At 72.1% G+C, this 15,100-nt stretch carries 16 protein-coding genes; 9 read left to right on the forward strand and 7 right to left on the reverse strand.

What is annotated here, in order from left to right; genetic code table 11:
• Positions 1–10: 10 nt before the first annotated feature.
• From AC4OXY_RS11545 to AC4OXY_RS11560, 4 genes are all read right to left on the reverse strand, one after another.
• A complete protein-coding gene (locus AC4OXY_RS11545; protein ID WP_491993862.1) occupies positions 11–1,102 on the reverse strand; it encodes an acyl-CoA dehydrogenase family protein in 1,092 nt (363 codons plus the stop codon).
• The gene (locus AC4OXY_RS11550) at positions 1,099–2,280 is read right to left on the reverse strand and encodes an acyl-CoA dehydrogenase family protein (RefSeq protein WP_356026620.1); all 1,182 of its coding nucleotides are present in this window, start codon (positions 2,278–2,280) and stop codon (positions 1,099–1,101) included. The genes AC4OXY_RS11545 and AC4OXY_RS11550 overlap by 4 nt, the downstream gene beginning before the upstream one ends.
• A complete protein-coding gene (locus AC4OXY_RS11555; RefSeq protein WP_491993863.1) occupies positions 2,277–3,242 on the reverse strand; it encodes an NADPH:quinone oxidoreductase family protein in 966 nt (321 codons plus the stop codon). Before AC4OXY_RS11555 ends, AC4OXY_RS11550 begins: the two co-directional genes overlap by 4 nt.
• 137 nt (positions 3,243–3,379) lie before the next feature.
• The gene (locus tag AC4OXY_RS11560; RefSeq protein ID WP_356026624.1) at positions 3,380–3,952 is read right to left on the reverse strand and encodes a helix-turn-helix domain-containing protein; all 573 of its coding nucleotides are present in this window, start codon (positions 3,950–3,952) and stop codon (positions 3,380–3,382) included.
• Positions 3,953–4,016: 64 nt separating this feature from the next.
• Here AC4OXY_RS11560 and AC4OXY_RS11565 point away from each other — a divergent pair, with 64 nt between their 5' ends.
• From AC4OXY_RS11565 to AC4OXY_RS11585, 5 genes are all read left to right on the forward strand, one after another.
• Complete coding sequence (locus AC4OXY_RS11565; protein ID WP_356026626.1) at positions 4,017–4,955, forward strand: NAD(P)/FAD-dependent oxidoreductase; 939 nt, start codon at positions 4,017–4,019, stop codon at positions 4,953–4,955.
• 52 nt (positions 4,956–5,007) lie between these two features.
• Positions 5,008–6,552 carry an ATP-dependent DNA ligase gene (locus tag AC4OXY_RS11570; RefSeq protein ID WP_402065181.1) on the forward strand — a complete coding sequence of 515 codons (1,545 nt, stop codon included), beginning with the start codon at positions 5,008–5,010 and terminating at the stop codon, positions 6,550–6,552.
• The gene (locus AC4OXY_RS11575) at positions 6,549–7,022 is read left to right on the forward strand and encodes an NUDIX hydrolase (protein ID WP_491993864.1); all 474 of its coding nucleotides are present in this window, start codon (positions 6,549–6,551) and stop codon (positions 7,020–7,022) included. Before AC4OXY_RS11570 ends, AC4OXY_RS11575 begins: the two co-directional genes overlap by 4 nt.
• A gap of 75 nt (positions 7,023–7,097) precedes the next feature.
• Positions 7,098–8,483, forward strand: coding sequence for an NADP-dependent succinic semialdehyde dehydrogenase (locus AC4OXY_RS11580; protein WP_356026632.1), 1,386 nt, complete (start codon positions 7,098–7,100; stop codon positions 8,481–8,483).
• Positions 8,484–8,508: 25 nt separating this feature from the next.
• Positions 8,509–8,739, forward strand: a complete 231-nt coding sequence (locus AC4OXY_RS11585; RefSeq protein WP_356026634.1) for a DUF6213 family protein — start codon at positions 8,509–8,511, stop codon at positions 8,737–8,739.
• 6 nt (positions 8,740–8,745) lie between these two features.
• Here the strand turns inward: AC4OXY_RS11585 and AC4OXY_RS11590 are convergent, their stop codons facing one another.
• Entirely contained in the window at positions 8,746–9,402 is a 657-nt protein-coding gene (locus AC4OXY_RS11590) for a thiaminase II/PqqC family protein (protein WP_356026636.1), read from the reverse strand.
• 185 nt (positions 9,403–9,587) lie between these two features.
• On the opposite strand from AC4OXY_RS11590, the gene AC4OXY_RS11595 reads away from it, so the two are divergent.
• Genes AC4OXY_RS11595 through AC4OXY_RS11605 form a run of 3 tightly spaced genes read left to right on the forward strand, consistent with a single transcriptional unit; the run spans position 9,588 to position 12,403 of the window.
• Positions 9,588–10,652 (forward strand): type III polyketide synthase, encoded by a 1,065-nt coding sequence (locus tag AC4OXY_RS11595; RefSeq protein WP_356026638.1) that lies wholly within the window; start codon positions 9,588–9,590, stop codon positions 10,650–10,652.
• A gap of 7 nt (positions 10,653–10,659) precedes the next feature.
• The gene (locus AC4OXY_RS11600; protein ID WP_356026640.1) at positions 10,660–11,874 is read left to right on the forward strand and encodes a cytochrome P450; all 1,215 of its coding nucleotides are present in this window, start codon (positions 10,660–10,662) and stop codon (positions 11,872–11,874) included.
• A 7-nt stretch (positions 11,875–11,881) separates the two neighbouring features.
• Positions 11,882–12,403, forward strand: a complete 522-nt coding sequence (locus AC4OXY_RS11605) for a cupin domain-containing protein (RefSeq protein ID WP_356026642.1) — start codon at positions 11,882–11,884, stop codon at positions 12,401–12,403.
• On the opposite strand, the gene AC4OXY_RS11610 is transcribed toward AC4OXY_RS11605, so the two are convergent.
• Entirely contained in the window at positions 12,400–13,629 is a 1,230-nt protein-coding gene (locus AC4OXY_RS11610) for an acyl-CoA dehydrogenase family protein (RefSeq protein WP_362820258.1), read from the reverse strand. The genes AC4OXY_RS11605 and AC4OXY_RS11610 overlap by 4 nt on opposite strands.
• A 170-nt stretch (positions 13,630–13,799) precedes the next feature.
• Between AC4OXY_RS11610 and AC4OXY_RS11615 the strand changes: the two genes are divergently transcribed.
• Positions 13,800–14,444 carry a TetR/AcrR family transcriptional regulator gene (locus AC4OXY_RS11615; protein ID WP_071374395.1) on the forward strand — a complete coding sequence of 215 codons (645 nt, stop codon included), beginning with the start codon at positions 13,800–13,802 and terminating at the stop codon, positions 14,442–14,444.
• Between the two features lie 7 nt (positions 14,445–14,451).
• Here AC4OXY_RS11615 and def read toward each other — a convergent pair whose 3' ends face one another.
• Complete coding sequence (gene def, locus AC4OXY_RS11620) at positions 14,452–14,991, reverse strand: peptide deformylase (RefSeq protein WP_356026942.1); 540 nt, start codon at positions 14,989–14,991, stop codon at positions 14,452–14,454.
• Positions 14,992–15,100: the final 109 nt, after the last annotated feature.

A 15,100-nucleotide genomic window follows, 5' to 3' on the forward strand; every position in this document is an offset into this window, starting at 1 on the left:
GCGGCTGACGTCAGGGTGCCTGGAGGTCGACCAGCCCGGCCAGCGCCGAGCGATGCGCGCCCGCCGTGCCGTACGCGATCGAGTCCGCCTTGGCCCGCTTGAGGTACAGGTGGATCGGGTGCTCCCAGGTCATCCCGATCCCGGCGTGCAGTTGGAGCGCCTCCTCGGCGGCGTGGACGGCGACGGGGGCGGCGTACGCCTGCGCGACCGCGACCGAGATCTCCGTGTCCTCGCCGGAGGCCAGCGCGTCGGCGGCGGCGCGGGCGGCCGCCCGGAGGTTGACCGTCTCCAGCCACAGCTGGGCGAGCCGGTGCTTGAGCGCCTGGAAGCCGCCGACCGGCCGGTTGAACTGCCTGCGCTCCTTGAGATAGCGGACCGTCTCGGTCAACACCCAGTCTGCGAGGCCCAGTTGCTCGGAGGCGAGGAGTCCGGCGGCGGCGCGCAGGGCACGCCGTACGGCGGGTTCCGCGTCGCCGACACGGCGGCCGGGGGCGGCGTCGAGGGTCACCGTGGCGAGCGGCCGGGTCAGGTCCAGGGCGACCTGCGGGGTGACGGTCACGGCGTCGGCGGTCACGGCGTACAGGCCGCCGTCGTCGGCCGGGACCAGCAGCACATCGGCCGCGACCGCGTCGGCGATGCCGGTCAACTCGCCGTGCAGGGTGCCGTTCTCGACGCGTACGGCCGTGGCGGTGGCGCCCGGTGCCGTGTGCAGGGCGACCGCGAGGGCGCCGATGGTGCGGCCGGAGGCCAGCCGCTCCAGCAGCTCCCCGTCGCCGCAGGCGAGCAGGGCCTCGGTGGCCACGACCGCGCTGGTGAGGTACGGCACGGGCGCCACGGCGCGGCCCAACTCCTCCAGCACGACGGCGACTTCGCGGTGCGAGGCACCCTGGCCGCCCTGTGCCTCGGGCACCAGGAGGCCGGCCAGGCCCATGCCGTCGGCGAGCAGCTTCCACAGGGCGAGGTCGTGCGGGGCGTCCGACTCGGTGCGGGCGATGACGTCGGCCGGGGCGCAGTGGTCGGTGAGCAGGTCCCGTACGGCGGCCCGCAGCGCCTCTTCCTCCTCGGAGTAGAGGAGATCCCGCTGTGTGCGCTGTGTGGTCATCGGGCCAGGTCCTTCCACGCGACGTCCTTGTCGGTGCGCGGCTCGGCGGGCAGGCCGAGGACGCGCTCGGCGACGATGTTCAGCAGGACCTCGCTGGTCCCGCCCTCGATGCTGTTGCCCTTGGCGCGCAGATAGCGGTAGCCGGCGTCACGGCCGGTGAAGTCGACGAGCTCGGGGCGGCGCAGGGTCCAGTCGTCGTACAACAGGCCTTCTTCGCCTCGGAGTTCGACCTCCAGTCCGCTGATCTCCTGGTTGAGGCGGGCGAAGGCGAGCTTCATGCCGGCGCCCTCGGGGCCGGGCTGGCCGGCGACGAGCTGCTGGCGCAGCCGCTCGGCGGTGAGGCGGGAGACCTCGGCCTCGACCCACAGCTTCAGCAGCCGCTGGTGGAGGTCGTGGGTGCGCAGTTCGGGGCGTTCGCGCCAGGTCGTGGCGACCGGCCCGATCATGCCGCCCTCGCGGGGCAGCCGCATGCCGCCGATGGCCACGCGCTCGTTGTTGAGGGTGGTCTGCGCGACCCGCCAGCCGTCGCCGGTCTCGCCGAGGCGGCGGGAGTCGGGGATGCGGACGTCGGTGAGGAAGACCTCGTTGAACTCGGCCTCGCCGGTGATCTGGCGCAGCGGCCGGACGTCGACACCCGGGTCGGTCATGTCGCACAGGAAGTAGGTGATGCCCGCGTGCTTGGGCACGTCCGGGTCGGTGCGGGCGATGAGGATGGCCCAGCGGGCGTTGTGCGCGCCGGACGTCCACACCTTCTGCCCGTTGACCACCCAGTCCTCGCCCTCCCGGACGGCCCGGGTGCCGAGCGCGGCGAGGTCGGAGCCGGCGCCGGGCTCGCTGAACAGCTGGCACCACACCTCCTCGCCGGTCCACAGCGGCCGCAGATAGCGCTGCTTCTGCTCCTGCGTGCCGTACTTGAGGATGGTCGGCGCGGCCATGCCGAGCCCGATGCCGTTGCGGCGCGCGTCGTTGTCGGGGGCGCCGGCGGCCTCCAGCTCGGCGTCCACGGCGGCCTGGAGGTGGCGGGGCGCGCCCAGTCCGCCGAGGCCCTCGGGGTAGTGCACCCAGGCGAGGCCTGCGTCGAAGCGGGCCCGCAGGAACTCCAGCCGGTCGGTGCTCGCGACCGGGTGGCGGTCCAGCAACTCCCGTGTGCGGCGGACCAGTTCGTCGGCGTCGGTCATGCTGCTCCCTCCATCACCACGGCGATCCGGCCGGTGGAGCGGCCGTCCGCCACCTTCTGCACGGCGGTGGCGGCCTCGCCGAGCGGCACCCGCTCGCTCACCAGCGGCTTGATCGCGCCCCGGGCGGCCAGCCCGGTCAGTTCCTCGTGGCAGTGCCCGATGAGCTTGGGGTTCTTGGTGGCGTACAGCCCCCAGTGCAGGCCGAGGATCGAGTAGTTCTTCACCAGGGCGTGGTTGAGCGCCGGGCTCGGGATGCCGCCGCTCGCGAAGCCGACGACGACGATCCGGCCCTCGAAGGCGACCAGCTTGGCGGACTGGGCGTAGGCCTCGCCGCCGACCGGGTCGTAGATCACGTCGGCGCCCCGGCCGCCGGTGGCCTCCTTCACGGCGGCGACGACGTCGTCGCCGCGCCGGTCGACCACCACGTCGCAGCCCAGCTCCCGGGCGACGGCGGCCTTCTCGGCACCGCCGACGACACCGATCACGGTGGCGCCGGCCGCCTTGCCGAGCTGGACGGCGGCACTGCCGACACCGCCGGCGGCGGCGTGCACGAGCAGGGTCTCGCCCGCCTCCAGGCGGGCCCGGCGGTGCAGGCCGAACCAGCCCGTCTGGTAGCCGATGTGCAGCGCGGCGGCCTCGGCGTCGTCCAGCGAGTCGGGGGCGGGCAGCAGCGCGCGGGCGTCGGCGACGGCGTACTCGGCGAAACCGCCGTACGGCAGCGTGGGGTTGGCGATCACCCGGCGGCCGTCCTCGGTCTCGGCGCAGATCTCCACGCCGGGCGTGAACGGCAGCGGCGGCCGCACCTGGTACTGGCCCCGGCACAGCAGGGCGTCCGGGAAGTTGATGTTGGCGGCGCGCACCCGCAGCAGCACCTGGCCGTCGCCGGGCGTGGGCGGCTCCACCTCCGCGAGGCGCATCACCTCGCTCGGCTCGCCGTTCTCGTGCACTTGCCATGCCTGCATGCGGGGCCTCCACGGGACTGCTTCGTCTGACCGGGTCCGACGGCATACTAAGCGGTCGCTTGCCCATCAGGGAACAGCCGGCCGTCAGGAAGCCGCGTCACGTCCGCGTCGACCGGGTTGCTACCGCGTCGACCGGATCACTTCCGCGTCGGCCGCGCCCGCACATGCATCCGCTCCCCCTGCGGCCCGAACAGGCTCAGGAACTCCACCGGCCCCTCCCCCGTCGAGCCGAACCAGTGCGGCACCCGGGTGTCGAACTCGGCGGCCTCCCCCGCCGACAGCACCACGTCGTGCTCGCCGAGGACCAGCCGGAGCCGGCCCGACAGCACGTACAGCCACTCGTACCCCTCGTGGGTGCGCGGATCCGGCTGCTGCTCGCGCTTCGGTTCGAGCACCTTGAAGGCCTGGAGCCCGCCCGGCTGGCGGGTCAGCGGCCAGTGGGTACGCCCGCCCCGGACGATCGGCTCGGCCCGCACCCGCGGATCCCCCACCGGGGGCGCGCCGACCAGTTCGTCCAGCGGCACCTGGTGTGCCTGGGCGATCGGCAGCAGCAGCTCCAGGCTGGGCCTGCGCAGGCCGGACTCCAGCCGGGACAGGGTGCTCACGGAGATCCCGGTCGCCTCCGACAGCCCGGCCAGGGTCACCTCGCGCTCCTTGCGCAGGCGCCGCAGCCGGGGGCCCACCTCGGAGAGAACGTCGTCGGTACTCATGCTCGTATTGCAGAATCGGCAAAGACATTTGTCAATACGGCAGGACCCGGGCCACGGTCGTGCCATGACCGAGAACAGCAGGTACGAAGTGGTCGTCGTCGGAGGCGGGGCCGCCGGGCTGTCCGCCGCGCTCGTCCTCGGCCGGGCCCGGCGCCGCACGCTGGTCGTGGACGCGGGCGAACCGCGCAACGCGCCGAGCGCGCACATGCAGGGCTATCTGTCCCGCGACGGCATGTCCCCGGCCGAATTCCTGGCGGTCGGGCGCGAGGAGATCGCCCGGTACGGCGTGGAGCTGGTCCGGGACCGGGTGACGGATGCCGCCAGGGACGGCGAGGGCTTCACCGTCCGGCTCGCGCAGGGCCGGACGGCACACGCCCGGCATGTAGTGATCGCCACCGGCCTGAAGGACGAACTGCCCGGGGTGCCGGGGCTGGCGGAGCGGTTCGGCCGGGACGTCGTGCACTGCCCGTACTGCCACGGCTGGGAGGTCCGCGACCGGCCGACCGGGGTGCTCGCGACCTCGCCGCTGAGTGTGCACCAGGCGCTGATGGTCACCCAGTGGTCCGACGACGTGCGGCTCTTCCTGCACGAGGTGGCCGAGTCGGAGCTGACCGACGTCGACCTGCGCCGGCTGGCCGCCGCCCGGGTGGCGGTCGTCCCCGGCAGGGTGACCGGGCTGGTCGTCGCCGACGACCGGCTCACCGGGGTCCGGCTGGCGGACCGTACGGTCCACGAGCGCGAGGTGCTCTACGCCGCCCCGCGCGCCGTCCCCCGCGACGACCTGCTGATCGAACTGGGCGCCGAACTGCGCGAGACCCCGTTCGGCAGCTACCCCGTGATCGACGAACGCGGCCTGACCACCGTCCCCGGGCTCTGGGCGGCGGGCAACGCGAGCGGCTTCGCCGAGCAGGTGATCAACGCGGCGAGCCGGGGGTACCGGGCGGGCGCCGCGATCAACGGGGAGCTGCTGATGGCGGACCTGGACGCGAGGGTGCAGGTGTAGTCGACGCGTCGGTGCGGGTGTAGTCGGCCGGTCTCTGCGTCACCATGGCTGCATGCTGCTGGCCCGGCTCGCCCAGGTGTCCCGGGACGTCGCCGCGACGACGGCGCGGTCCCGCAAGACGGAGCTGCTCGCGGAGCTGTTCCGGGAGACGGCGGCGGACGACGTGCCGATCGTGATCCCGTATCTGGCCGGACGCCTGCCGCAGGGCCGGCTCGGCGTCGGCTGGAAGGTGCTGAGCCACCCGGTGCCGCCCGCTGCCGGTCCCACGCTCACGGTCCGCGAGACCGACGCCCGGCTCACCGAGCTGGGCGCGGTCTCCGGGCCGGGTGCGCAGGCGGAGCGGGCCCGGATCGTCGGCGCGCTGATGGGCGCGGCCACGGCGGACGAGCAGGGATTCCTGCGCGGACTGCTCACCGGCGAGGTCCGGCAGGGCGCACTGGACGCGGTCGCGGTGGAGGGGCTCGCCCGGGCGACCGGCGCGGATCCGGCCGGCGTACGGCGGGCGGTGATGCTGGCGGGGTCCGTGCAGGCGGTCGCCCAGGTGCTGCTCGCGGAGGGGCCGGGGGCGCTGGAGCGGTTCCGGCTCACCGTCGGCCGGCCGGTGCTGCCGATGCTGGCGCGCAGCGCGTCCTCGGTCGCCGAGGCGGTGCGCGAGCTCGGCGCCTGCGCGGTGGAGGAGAAGCTGGACGGCATCCGGGTGCAGGTCCACCGGGACGGCGACACGGTCCGCGTGCACACCCGCACCCTGGACGACATCACCGACCGGTTGCCCGAAGTGACGTCGGCCGCACGGGAGTTGGCGGGTGAGCGGTTCGTCCTGGACGGCGAGGTGATCTCCTTCGGCGGCGACGGCCGCCCTCGTTCGTTCCAGGAGACCGCGGGGCGCGTCGGCTCCCGGACCGACGTGGCGAAGGCGGCCGGGGCGGTCCCGGTCTCGCCCGTCTTCTTCGACGTCCTGTCGGTCGACGGCCGCGATCTGCTCGACCTGCCGTTCGCCGAGCGGCACGCGGAGCTGGCGCGGCTGGTGCCCGAGCCGATGCGGGTGCGCCGTACCGTCGCCGCCGGGATCGAGGACATCGCCGAGGCGGAGCGGTTCCTCGCCGAGACCCTGGCCCGGGGACACGAGGGCGTGGTGGTGAAGGCGCTGGACGCGCCCTACAGCGCGGGCCGGCGCGGCGCCGCCTGGCTGAAGGTCAAGCCCGTGCACACCCTCGACCTGGTGGTGCTGGCCGCCGAGTGGGGCCACGGCCGTCGCACCGGCAAGCTCTCGAACCTGCACCTTGGCGCGCGCACCGCCGACGGCGGCTTCGCGATGCTGGGCAAGACGTTCAAGGGCATGACGGACGTGATGCTCGCCTGGCAGACGAAGCGGCTGCGCGAACTGGCGGTCGACGACGCCGACGACGGCCGGGTGGTCCGGGTCCGCCCCGGACTCGTCGTGGAGATCGCCTACGACGGCCTCCAGCGCTCCTCCCGCTACCCGGCCGGCGTCACCCTGCGCTTCGCGCGCGTGGTCCGCTACCGCGAGGACAAACGCCCCGAGGAGGCCGATACGGTGGAGGCCCTGCTGGCGGCCCACCCGGAGGTCACACCATGACGGTGCGTGCGACGAGGCGGAGCGCGGGACTGCTGTTGTTCCGGCACACCGATGACGGACTTCAGGTGTTGCTCGGCCATATGGGTGGCCCCCTGTGGGCGAAGAAGGACGCGGGCGCGTGGACCGTCCCCAAGGGCGAGTACGAAGCCGACGAGCCCGCGTGGGAGGCGGCCCGCCGCGAGTTCCGGGAGGAGCTGGGGATCGCGCCGCCCGACGGGGAGGCCGTACCGCTGGGCGAGGTGGTGCAGAGGAACGGCAAGATCGTCACGGCGTGGGCGGTGGCGGCGGACCCTGATCTGTCGGAGTTCAGCCCCGGCAGCTTCGCCATGGAGTGGCCGCCGAGGTCCGGCCGGGTGCAGGAGTTTCCCGAGCTGGACCGGGTGGAGTGGGTCGGCCTCGACCGGGCCCGTGTGGTGATCATCGCCGCGCAGGCCGCGTTTCTCGACCGGCTGGCCGAACACACGGGCTGAACGGCGCCGCACGCGTTGCGGACGCCGCGCCCGCGCGCGAAGGTCGAGACAAGCCCGCTCCCAGGGAGGTCAGCCATGCCCATCGCGACGGTGAACCCGGCGAACGGCGAGACGCTCAAGACGTACGAGCCCATGGGCGAGGAGGAGCTGGAACGCCGGCTCCAGCTCGCCGAGGCCACGTTCCGCACCTACCGGACGACCACGTTCGCCGAGCGCGCCCGCCTCATGCACCAGGCCGCCGACCTGCTGGACGAGGACCAGCCCGAGATCGGCCGGGTCATGACCCTGGAGATGGGCAAACCCCTCAAGCAGGCACGCGCGGAGGCCGCCAAGTGCGCGAAGGCGATGCGCTGGTACGCCGAGCGCGCCGAGGCGCTGCTGGCCGACGAGGAGCCCGCCGCGTCGGACGTGACGGACTCGGGGGCGTCCCGGGTACGGGTGCGCTACCGGCCGCTCGGCCCGGTGCTCGCGGTCATGCCGTGGAACTTCCCCCTGTGGCAGGTGGTCCGGTTCGCCGCGCCCGCGCTGATGGCCGGCAACGTGGGCCTGCTCAAGCACGCCTCCAACGTTCCCCAGACGGCGCTGTACCTGGAGGACCTGTTCCACCGGGCGGGGTTCAAGGAGGGCTGCTTCCAGACGCTGCTGATCGGGGCGGGCGCGGTGGACGGCGTCCTGCGCGACGAGCGCGTGAAGGCGGCCACGCTGACGGGCAGCGAGCCGGCGGGCCGGGCCGTCGCCGCCACCGCCGGCGCGATGGTCAAGAAGACGGTGCTGGAACTGGGCGGCAGCGACCCGTACGTGGTGCTGCCGTCCGCCGACCTCGACCGCGCGGCCGAGGTCGCGGTGACCGCGCGCGTGCAGAACAACGGGCAGTCCTGCATCGCCGCCAAGCGGTTCATCGTGCACGGCGACGTCTACGACGCCTTCGCCGGGAAGTTCGTCGCGGGCATGGAGGCACTCAGGATCGGCGACCCGCTGGCGGAGGACACCGACGTCGGCCCCCTCGCCACCGAGCAGGGTCGCGCCGATCTGGAGGAGCTGGTCGACGACGCGAGGCGCAGCGGCGCCGAGGTGCTGTGCGGCGGGCAGCGGCCGGACGGGCCGGGCTGGTACTACCCGCCGACCGTGCTCGCCGGCATCCACCGGGACATGCGCATCCACCGCGAGGAGGCGTTCGGCCCGGTGGCCACGCTGTACCGGGCCGGTGACCTGGACGAGGCGCTGCTCATCGCCAACGACTCGCCGTTCGGGCTGAGTTCCAACGTGTGGACGCGGGACGCGGACGAGGTGGAGCGGTTCGCCCGCGATCTGGAGGCCGGTTCCGTGTTCGTCAACGGGATGACCGCCTCTCACCCCGCGTTCCCGTTCGGCGGGGAGAAACGCTCGGGGTACGGTCGTGAGCTGTCCGGGCACGGAATCCGGGAGTTCTGCAACATCACCACGGTTTGGCAGGGGGCGTGACGGCCGCGGGGCTACCATCCCGTTTGTGAACCGCGAAGTGACTCTGCCCCTGATCGTCGACGACCGCGGGACCCTGCAGGTGGCTGCCGCCGACGTGAGCAAGCTGTTGCGGACCGTGGGCGGGCGCTGGCTGCGGCTGGTGGAGGCCGGGGAGCGGCTGGACGAGGACACGGTCGCGGCGCTGACCATCGAGCTGGCGAAACTCGCGGACCGCATCGACGTGGCGTGCATCGCGCACAGCAGCGGGGCGCCGTAGGGATGCTCAGGCGGGTTGCCCGAGCGATTCCCAGAACATGCTCTCGTACGTTTGCAGCAGCGTTCCGTACGTGTTCGCGTCGGCCGTGCTCAACGTGCCCTCGTCCAGGCCGCCCTGCACCGCGGCCCTCGCCTGTGCGTCCAGGTCCGGCGCCGGTGCCGCGAAGAAGTCGAAGAAGGCGCAGGCGTCGTCCGTGAAGCCGTAGCGCGTGCGCAGACCGTCGGCGATGCGGGCGCAGTAGCCGCCCCAGGCCGAGAAGTTGGCCGTCAGGGCCAGGACCGTGTCCGTGGGGGACGCGTTGAGGGCGAGCCAGGAGACGTAGGCGGGGTAGGCCTGGCAGCCCGGCAGCGGGACGTACGCGCGTGCACGCTCCTCCGTCACGCCGCAGGCCCGGGCGAAGGCCGTCAGATGCCCCGCGGCCAGTTCCTCGCCCGTCGCGAGGGTGGTGAAGTAGGCCGCGGCCGCCGGGTCCGCGCGCTTCGCCAGGTGCTGGAAGGCGCGGCGGTCGGCCGGGATCACCCATCGCTGTTCCAGGGCGAGGCGGGCCAGTGCCTCAGGGGGCGCCGTGCCGCGCTCCACGAGCGGGACGAAGCGGTTGGCCGCCGGGTCCGGGGCCAGTGCCCGGGTGGTCGTCCGGAGCAGCTCTGCGGCCGGGTCCGTCATGGTGTTTCCTCCCTCGCGCGACGTGCGGCTTCGTCTCAGACCCTGACACGGTGTCCCCGGTCTGGAGTAGTCCGGCGCGAGATCGCCGCCCCCACGGGTGATCGTGGATGGACCACCTCCTGAGGTGAACCACCTTCTGACCGGCGGGCGAAGGCCTTCCGGAAGGCTGAAAGCAGGCGCGGTTCATGGCGACTTTGTGCAGACCGGCAGTGTCGGTTCCGGAACACGTGATCACGATGGAGGAGACGCTGGAGCTGGCGCGCTCCCGTCACGCGGACCACCCACAACTCCCGCTCGCCCTGCGGCTGATCGAGAACACGGGCGTCAAGACCCGGCACATCGTGCAGCCCATCGAGGAGACCCTGAAGCACCCCGGCTTCGAGGAGCGCAACAAGCTCTACGAGGCCGAGGCCAAGGCCAGGGTCCCCGCGGTGATCCAGCGGGCGCTCGACGACGCGGAACTCCTCACCAGCGACATCGACGTGATCATCTACGTCTCGTGCACGGGCTTCATGATGCCCTCGCTCACGGCGTGGCTGATCAACGAGATGGACTTCGACCCCACGACGCGGCAGCTCCCCATAGCCCAGCTGGGCTGCGCGGCCGGTGGTGCGGCGATCAACCGGGCCCACGACTTCTGCTCGGCCTACCCCAAGGCCAACGCCCTGATCGTGGCCTGCGAGTTCTGCTCGCTGTGCTACCAGCCCACCGACCTCGGCGTCGGCTCGCTCCTCTCCAACGGCCTGTTCGGTGACGGCATAGCCGCCGCCGTGGTGCGCGGCAGGGGTGGTACCGGCATCGAGCTGGAACGCAACGGCTCGTACCTGATCCCGAAGACCGAAGAGTGGATCATGTACGACGTCCGCGCGACCGGATTCCACTTCCTGCTCGACAAGCGGGTGCCGGCCACCATGGAGCCGCTCGCCCCGGCGCTCCAGGACCTCGCGGGCCTGCACGGCTGGGACGCGTCCGACCTGGACTTCTACATCGTCCATGCCGGGGGGCCGCGCATCCTCGACGACCTGAGCAAGTTCCTCCAGGTCGACCCGCACGCGTTCCGGTTCAGCCGGTCCACGCTCACCGAGTACGGCAACATCGCCTCCGCCGTCGTGCTGGACGCGCTGCGCCGGATGTTCGACGAGGGCGGCACCGAGCACCGGGCGCGCGGGCTGCTGGCCGGGTTCGGGCCCGGCATCACCGCGGAAATGGCGCTGGGCCGCTGGCGCGGCTCCGACCGAGAAACGGCATGAGTACGGCATGACGGAAGAAACGCTCACCGAGACCCTGCCCCCGATCCGGCACTGGCCGGCGCTCGATCTGACCGGGACGGACTTCGACCCGGTGCTCAGAGAGCTGATGCGCGAGGGGCCGGTCACCCGCATCCAACTGCCCAACGGCGAGGGCTGGGCCTGGCTGGTCACCCGGTACGACGACGTGCGCATGGTGACCAACGACGCCCGCTTCAGCCGCGAGGCGGTCATGGACCAGCCGGTCACCCGGCTCGCCCCGCACTTCATCCCGGACCCGGGCGCGGTCGGCTTCCTCGACCCGCCCGACCACACCCGGCTGCGCCGCTCGGTGGCGGCCGCGTTCACCGCGAAGGGCGTGGAACGGGTCCGGGAGCAGGCGCAGACCATGCTGGACGAGCTGGTCGACGAACTCCTCCAGGACGGCCCGCCCGCGGATCTGACGGCCAGGATCCTCAGCCCGTTCCCGATCGGGGTGATCTGCGAGATGATGGGCGTCCCGGCCGCCGACCGGCACGTCATGCACACCTGGACGCAGCTCATCCTGTCCTCCTCGCACGGCAAGGAGGTCAGCGAGAAGGCCAAGCGGGAGATGGCCGCGTACTTCTCCGACCTGATCGGGCTGCGCGAGAACAGCACGGCCGAGGACGTCACCTCGCTGCTCGGCGCCGCGGTGGGCCGGCGCGAGGTGACGCTGGGCGAGGCCGTCGGGCTCGCCGTGCTGCTCCAGATCGGCGGCGAGGCGGTGACCAACAACAGCGGGCAGATGTTCTACCTGCTGCTGACCCGCCCCGACCTGGTGCACCTGCTGCGCGAACGCCCGGAGATCCGCCCGCGGGCGATCGACGAGCTCCTGCGCTACATCCCGCACCGCAACGCGGTCGGCCTGTCCCGCATCGCCATGGTGGACGTGGAGATCCGGGGCGTGCGGATCCGCGCGGGCGACCCGGTGTACGTCTCCTACCTGGCCGCGAACCGCGACCCGGAGGTCTTCCCCGACCCGGAGACCATCGACTTCTCGCGCAGCCCCAACCCGCATGTCTCCTTCGGCTTCGGCCCGCACTACTGCCCGGGCGGCCAGCTGGCCCGGCTGGAGGAGGAACTGCTGGTGGACACCCTGCTGGACCGGGTGCCCGGCCTGCGCCTCGCCGTACCGCCGGACCAGGTGCCCTTCAAGAAGGGTGCGCTGATCCGGGGTCCCGAGGCCGTTCCGGTGACCTGGTGAGGGCCGGATGACCTGGGCTGAGGGACTGTACGTACCGCCGGGCCACGGCCGTGTCGTCGAGACACCGGCCCAGCGTGTCACGTTCAAGGTCACCGGCACGCATTCGCGGATGGCCTCCACCTTCGAGGTGGAGGTCCCGCCGGGCTTCGACGTGGGTGCGCATGTGCACACCCGCAGCGAGGAGCTGTTCTACGTCCTGGAGGGCGAACTCGACGTCCTCGCCTTCGAGCCCCGCATCCGCACCCCCGACAACTGGAAGAAGTGGGAGTCGAGTTCGGGCAGCCGGGTGGTACGGGCGACCCCGGGCACGGTGATCGTCGTGCCACCGGGGTGCCCGCACGCGTTCGCGAACCCGACGGACACCCCGGCGAAGATGTTCTTCCAGGCGAGTCCCCCGCCGGATCACGAGCGCTACTTCGAGGAGCTGCTGGAGATCCTGGGCAACGGCGGCCCGCCGGACCAGGAGGCGATCGAGGCACTGCGGGCCAAGTACGACATCGAACAGCTGACGCCGCTCCGGCACCGTTAGCGGATGGGCATGCCCGCGAGGGTGCGGGAGATCACCAGTCGCTGGATCTCGCTCGTCCCCTCGAAGATGGTGTAGATGGCGGAGTCCCTGTGCATGCGCTCGACGGGGTACTCCCTGGTGTAGCCGTTGCCGCCGAGGATCTGGATCGCCTGGGCCGTGACCTTCTTGGCCGTCTCGCTGGCGAACAGCTTCGACATGGACCCCTCGGCGGCGGTGAACGGCTTGCCGTTGACCGCCATCCACGACGCCCGCCACACCAGCAGCCGGGCGGCGTCGATCTGCGTCCGCATGTCCGCCAGCTGGAAGGCGACGCCCTGGTTGTCGATGATCGGCCGCCCGAACTGCTGGCGGGTCTTGGCGTAGTCGAGAGCGACCTCGTACGCGGCACGGGCCGTGCCGACCGCCATGGCTCCCACGGCGGGCCGGGACGCCTCGAACGTCGCCATCGCCGCGTTCTTCACGCGCTCCCCGCCGCCCGCCTTCGCCTTCTCGCGGGCCCGGGCGAGGCGCTCGTCGAGCTTCTCCTTGCCGCCCAGCAGACAGGAGCCGGGGACACGGACGGCGTCGAGGACGACCTCGGCGGTGTGCGAGGCGCGGATGCCGTGCTTCTTGAACTTCTGGCCCTGGGAGAGGCCCTCCGTGCCGGGCGGGACGATGAAGGAGGCGTGGCCCTTGGAGCCCAGCTCCGGGTCGACGCTGGCGACGACGACGTGGACGTTGGCGATGCCGCCGTTGGTCGCCCAGGTCTTCGTGCCGTTGATCACCCACTCGTCCTTCGCCTCGTCGTACACGGCACGCGTGCGCATGGAGGCCACGTCGGAGCCGGCGTCGGGCTCTGAGGAGCAGAACGCGGCCACCTTGACGTCGTTCTGGTCGCCGTACATCTGCGGGATCCAGGTGCCGATCTGTTCCTCGGTTCCGTTGGCGAGAACGCCCACGGCGGCGAGGCCGGTGCCCACAATGGAGAGGGCGATGCCCGCGTCGCCCCAGAACAGCTCCTCCATCGCCATCGGGATACCGAGCCCGGTGGAGTCGAAGTACTGCTGCGCGTAGAAGTCGAGGGAGTAGATGCCGACCTTCGCCGCCTCCTGGATCACCGGCCAGGGAGTCTCCTCGCGCTCGTCCCACTCGGCGGCGGCGGGGCGGATCACGTCGGCGGCGAAGCCATGGAGCCAGTCCCGGACTTCCTTCTGTTCGTCGTTCAGCTCCATGGTGAACTCGGCCATGTCCCCTCCAGCGGCGGCAGTGCGATGTTACTTGCGGTAACCCGAGTCTGTTACCGACGGGTAGGAAAAGTCAACCGTCGACGGCTCCTCGGCATCCCGTTCGATGTCAGGAGCACAGTCAGTGTTAGTTTGCGCAGGCGTCACCGAATCAGCACGGGTGGGGAGAGCACATGGACACCACACAGCGGACCGAGCAGCAGCGGTCCGCCGACCGCAGACGGCGTGAGCTGCTGGAGGCCGCGGACCGGGTGGTGCTCCGCGACGGCCCGCAGGCGTCGATGAACGCGATCGCGGCGGAGGCCGGCATCACGAAGCCGATCCTTTACCGCCACTTCGGCGACAAGGGCGGGCTCTACGCGGCGCTCGCCAAGCGGCACACGGACGCGCTGCTCGCCTCCCTGCGGGCGGCGCTGGACGCCCCCGCGGACCGGCGCGAGCGGGTCGAGTCCACGCTGGACACCTACCTCGCCGCGATCGAGGCACGCCCCCAGGTGTACCGGTTCCTGATGCACCCGGCCGAGGGCAGCACCGGGGGCGACCAGGGCTTCGACGTCGGCAAGCACAGCGCGCCGCTGCTGCGCAGGATGGGCGAGGAGCTGGCGCAGGTCATCGAGGAGCGGGTCGATCTGGGCCCCGGGAGCCAGCAGCTCGCACGGGTGTGGGGGCACGGGATCGTCGGGATGATGCACGCGGCCGGGGACTGGTGGCTCGGGGAACGACCGTGTTCCCGCGCCGAGTTGGTCCGCTCGCTGGCCGACCTGCTGTGGGGCCGGCTCGCGGCGGCGGGGGACCGGATCGGCGGTCCCGGGTTCTAGGCGGTCCCTAGCGGCTCCAGGGCGCCCGGGAGATCTGTCTCAGCAGTCTTCGCCTGCGCCAGCCCTCGACGCGGTCCGCGTACACCCGGCCCTCCAGGTGGTCGCACTCGTGCTGCAGGCACCGGGCGAAGAAGCCCGTGCCGTGGATCGTGACCGGCTCGCCCTGGGCCGTGCGGCCCTCGACCACGGCGTGGTCGTACCGCTCGGTGCCCGCCTCCAGGCCCGGCAGGGACAGGCAGCCCTCGGGCCCCCGGAGCACGATGCCGTCCGCCGCCACCAGGCGGGGGTTCACCACATGCCCGAGATGCCGCACATCGTCATCATCCGGACAGTCGTAGACGAACACCCGCAAAGGCACCCCGATCTGATTCGCGGCCAGACCCACTCCCTGCGCCGCGTACATCGTGGCGAACAAGTCCTCCACGAGGTCGGCCAGTTCCGGGCCGAACTCCGTGACGTCCTGGCAGGGCTCGCGCAAATCCGCGTCGCCGAGCAGGGTGAGGGGCCGGACTCGCCCGTGGGCGCCCGCAATGGAACCGTGTCGCATGGCCGCAAGGGTACGGTTCGTTCGACCCACGCCCGTCGCGCAGGGATGGGCAGGATTCGGGTGTGCGAACGGATCTCGATAGGCTGAGGTCCACACCACGTTGCCGGAT

Source organism: Streptomyces sp. HUAS MG56 (assembly GCF_058673395.1).

What these genes read in the sequence shown, in the direction of transcription:
- AC4OXY_RS11575 (WP_491993864.1), top strand. Translation starts at nt 6,549, where the DNA reads ATGACGGTGCGTGCGACGAGGCGGAGCGCGGGACTGCTGTTGTTCCGG.
- AC4OXY_RS11590 (WP_356026636.1), bottom strand. Translation starts at nt 9,402, where the DNA reads ATGACGGACCCGGCCGCAGAGCTGCTCCGGACGACCACCCGGGCACTG.
- AC4OXY_RS11545 (WP_491993862.1), bottom strand. Translation starts at nt 1,102, where the DNA reads ATGACCACACAGCGCACACAGCGGGATCTCCTCTACTCCGAGGAGGAA.
- AC4OXY_RS11555 (WP_491993863.1), bottom strand. Translation starts at nt 3,242, where the DNA reads ATGCAGGCATGGCAAGTGCACGAGAACGGCGAGCCGAGCGAGGTGATG.
- AC4OXY_RS11550 (WP_356026620.1), bottom strand. Translation starts at nt 2,280, where the DNA reads ATGACCGACGCCGACGAACTGGTCCGCCGCACACGGGAGTTGCTGGAC.
- AC4OXY_RS11615 (WP_071374395.1), top strand. Translation starts at nt 13,800, where the DNA reads ATGGACACCACACAGCGGACCGAGCAGCAGCGGTCCGCCGACCGCAGA.
- AC4OXY_RS11565 (WP_356026626.1), top strand. Translation starts at nt 4,017, where the DNA reads ATGACCGAGAACAGCAGGTACGAAGTGGTCGTCGTCGGAGGCGGGGCC.
- AC4OXY_RS11600 (WP_356026640.1), top strand. Translation starts at nt 10,660, where the DNA reads ATGACGGAAGAAACGCTCACCGAGACCCTGCCCCCGATCCGGCACTGG.
- def (WP_356026942.1), bottom strand. Translation starts at nt 14,991, where the DNA reads ATGCGACACGGTTCCATTGCGGGCGCCCACGGGCGAGTCCGGCCCCTC.
- AC4OXY_RS11595 (WP_356026638.1), top strand. Translation starts at nt 9,588, where the DNA reads ATGGCGACTTTGTGCAGACCGGCAGTGTCGGTTCCGGAACACGTGATC.
- AC4OXY_RS11610 (WP_362820258.1), bottom strand. Translation starts at nt 13,629, where the DNA reads ATGGCCGAGTTCACCATGGAGCTGAACGACGAACAGAAGGAAGTCCGG.
- AC4OXY_RS11560 (WP_356026624.1), bottom strand. Translation starts at nt 3,952, where the DNA reads ATGAGTACCGACGACGTTCTCTCCGAGGTGGGCCCCCGGCTGCGGCGC.
- AC4OXY_RS11570 (WP_402065181.1), top strand. Translation starts at nt 5,008, where the DNA reads ATGCTGCTGGCCCGGCTCGCCCAGGTGTCCCGGGACGTCGCCGCGACG.
- AC4OXY_RS11580 (WP_356026632.1), top strand. Translation starts at nt 7,098, where the DNA reads ATGCCCATCGCGACGGTGAACCCGGCGAACGGCGAGACGCTCAAGACG.
- AC4OXY_RS11605 (WP_356026642.1), top strand. Translation starts at nt 11,882, where the DNA reads ATGACCTGGGCTGAGGGACTGTACGTACCGCCGGGCCACGGCCGTGTC.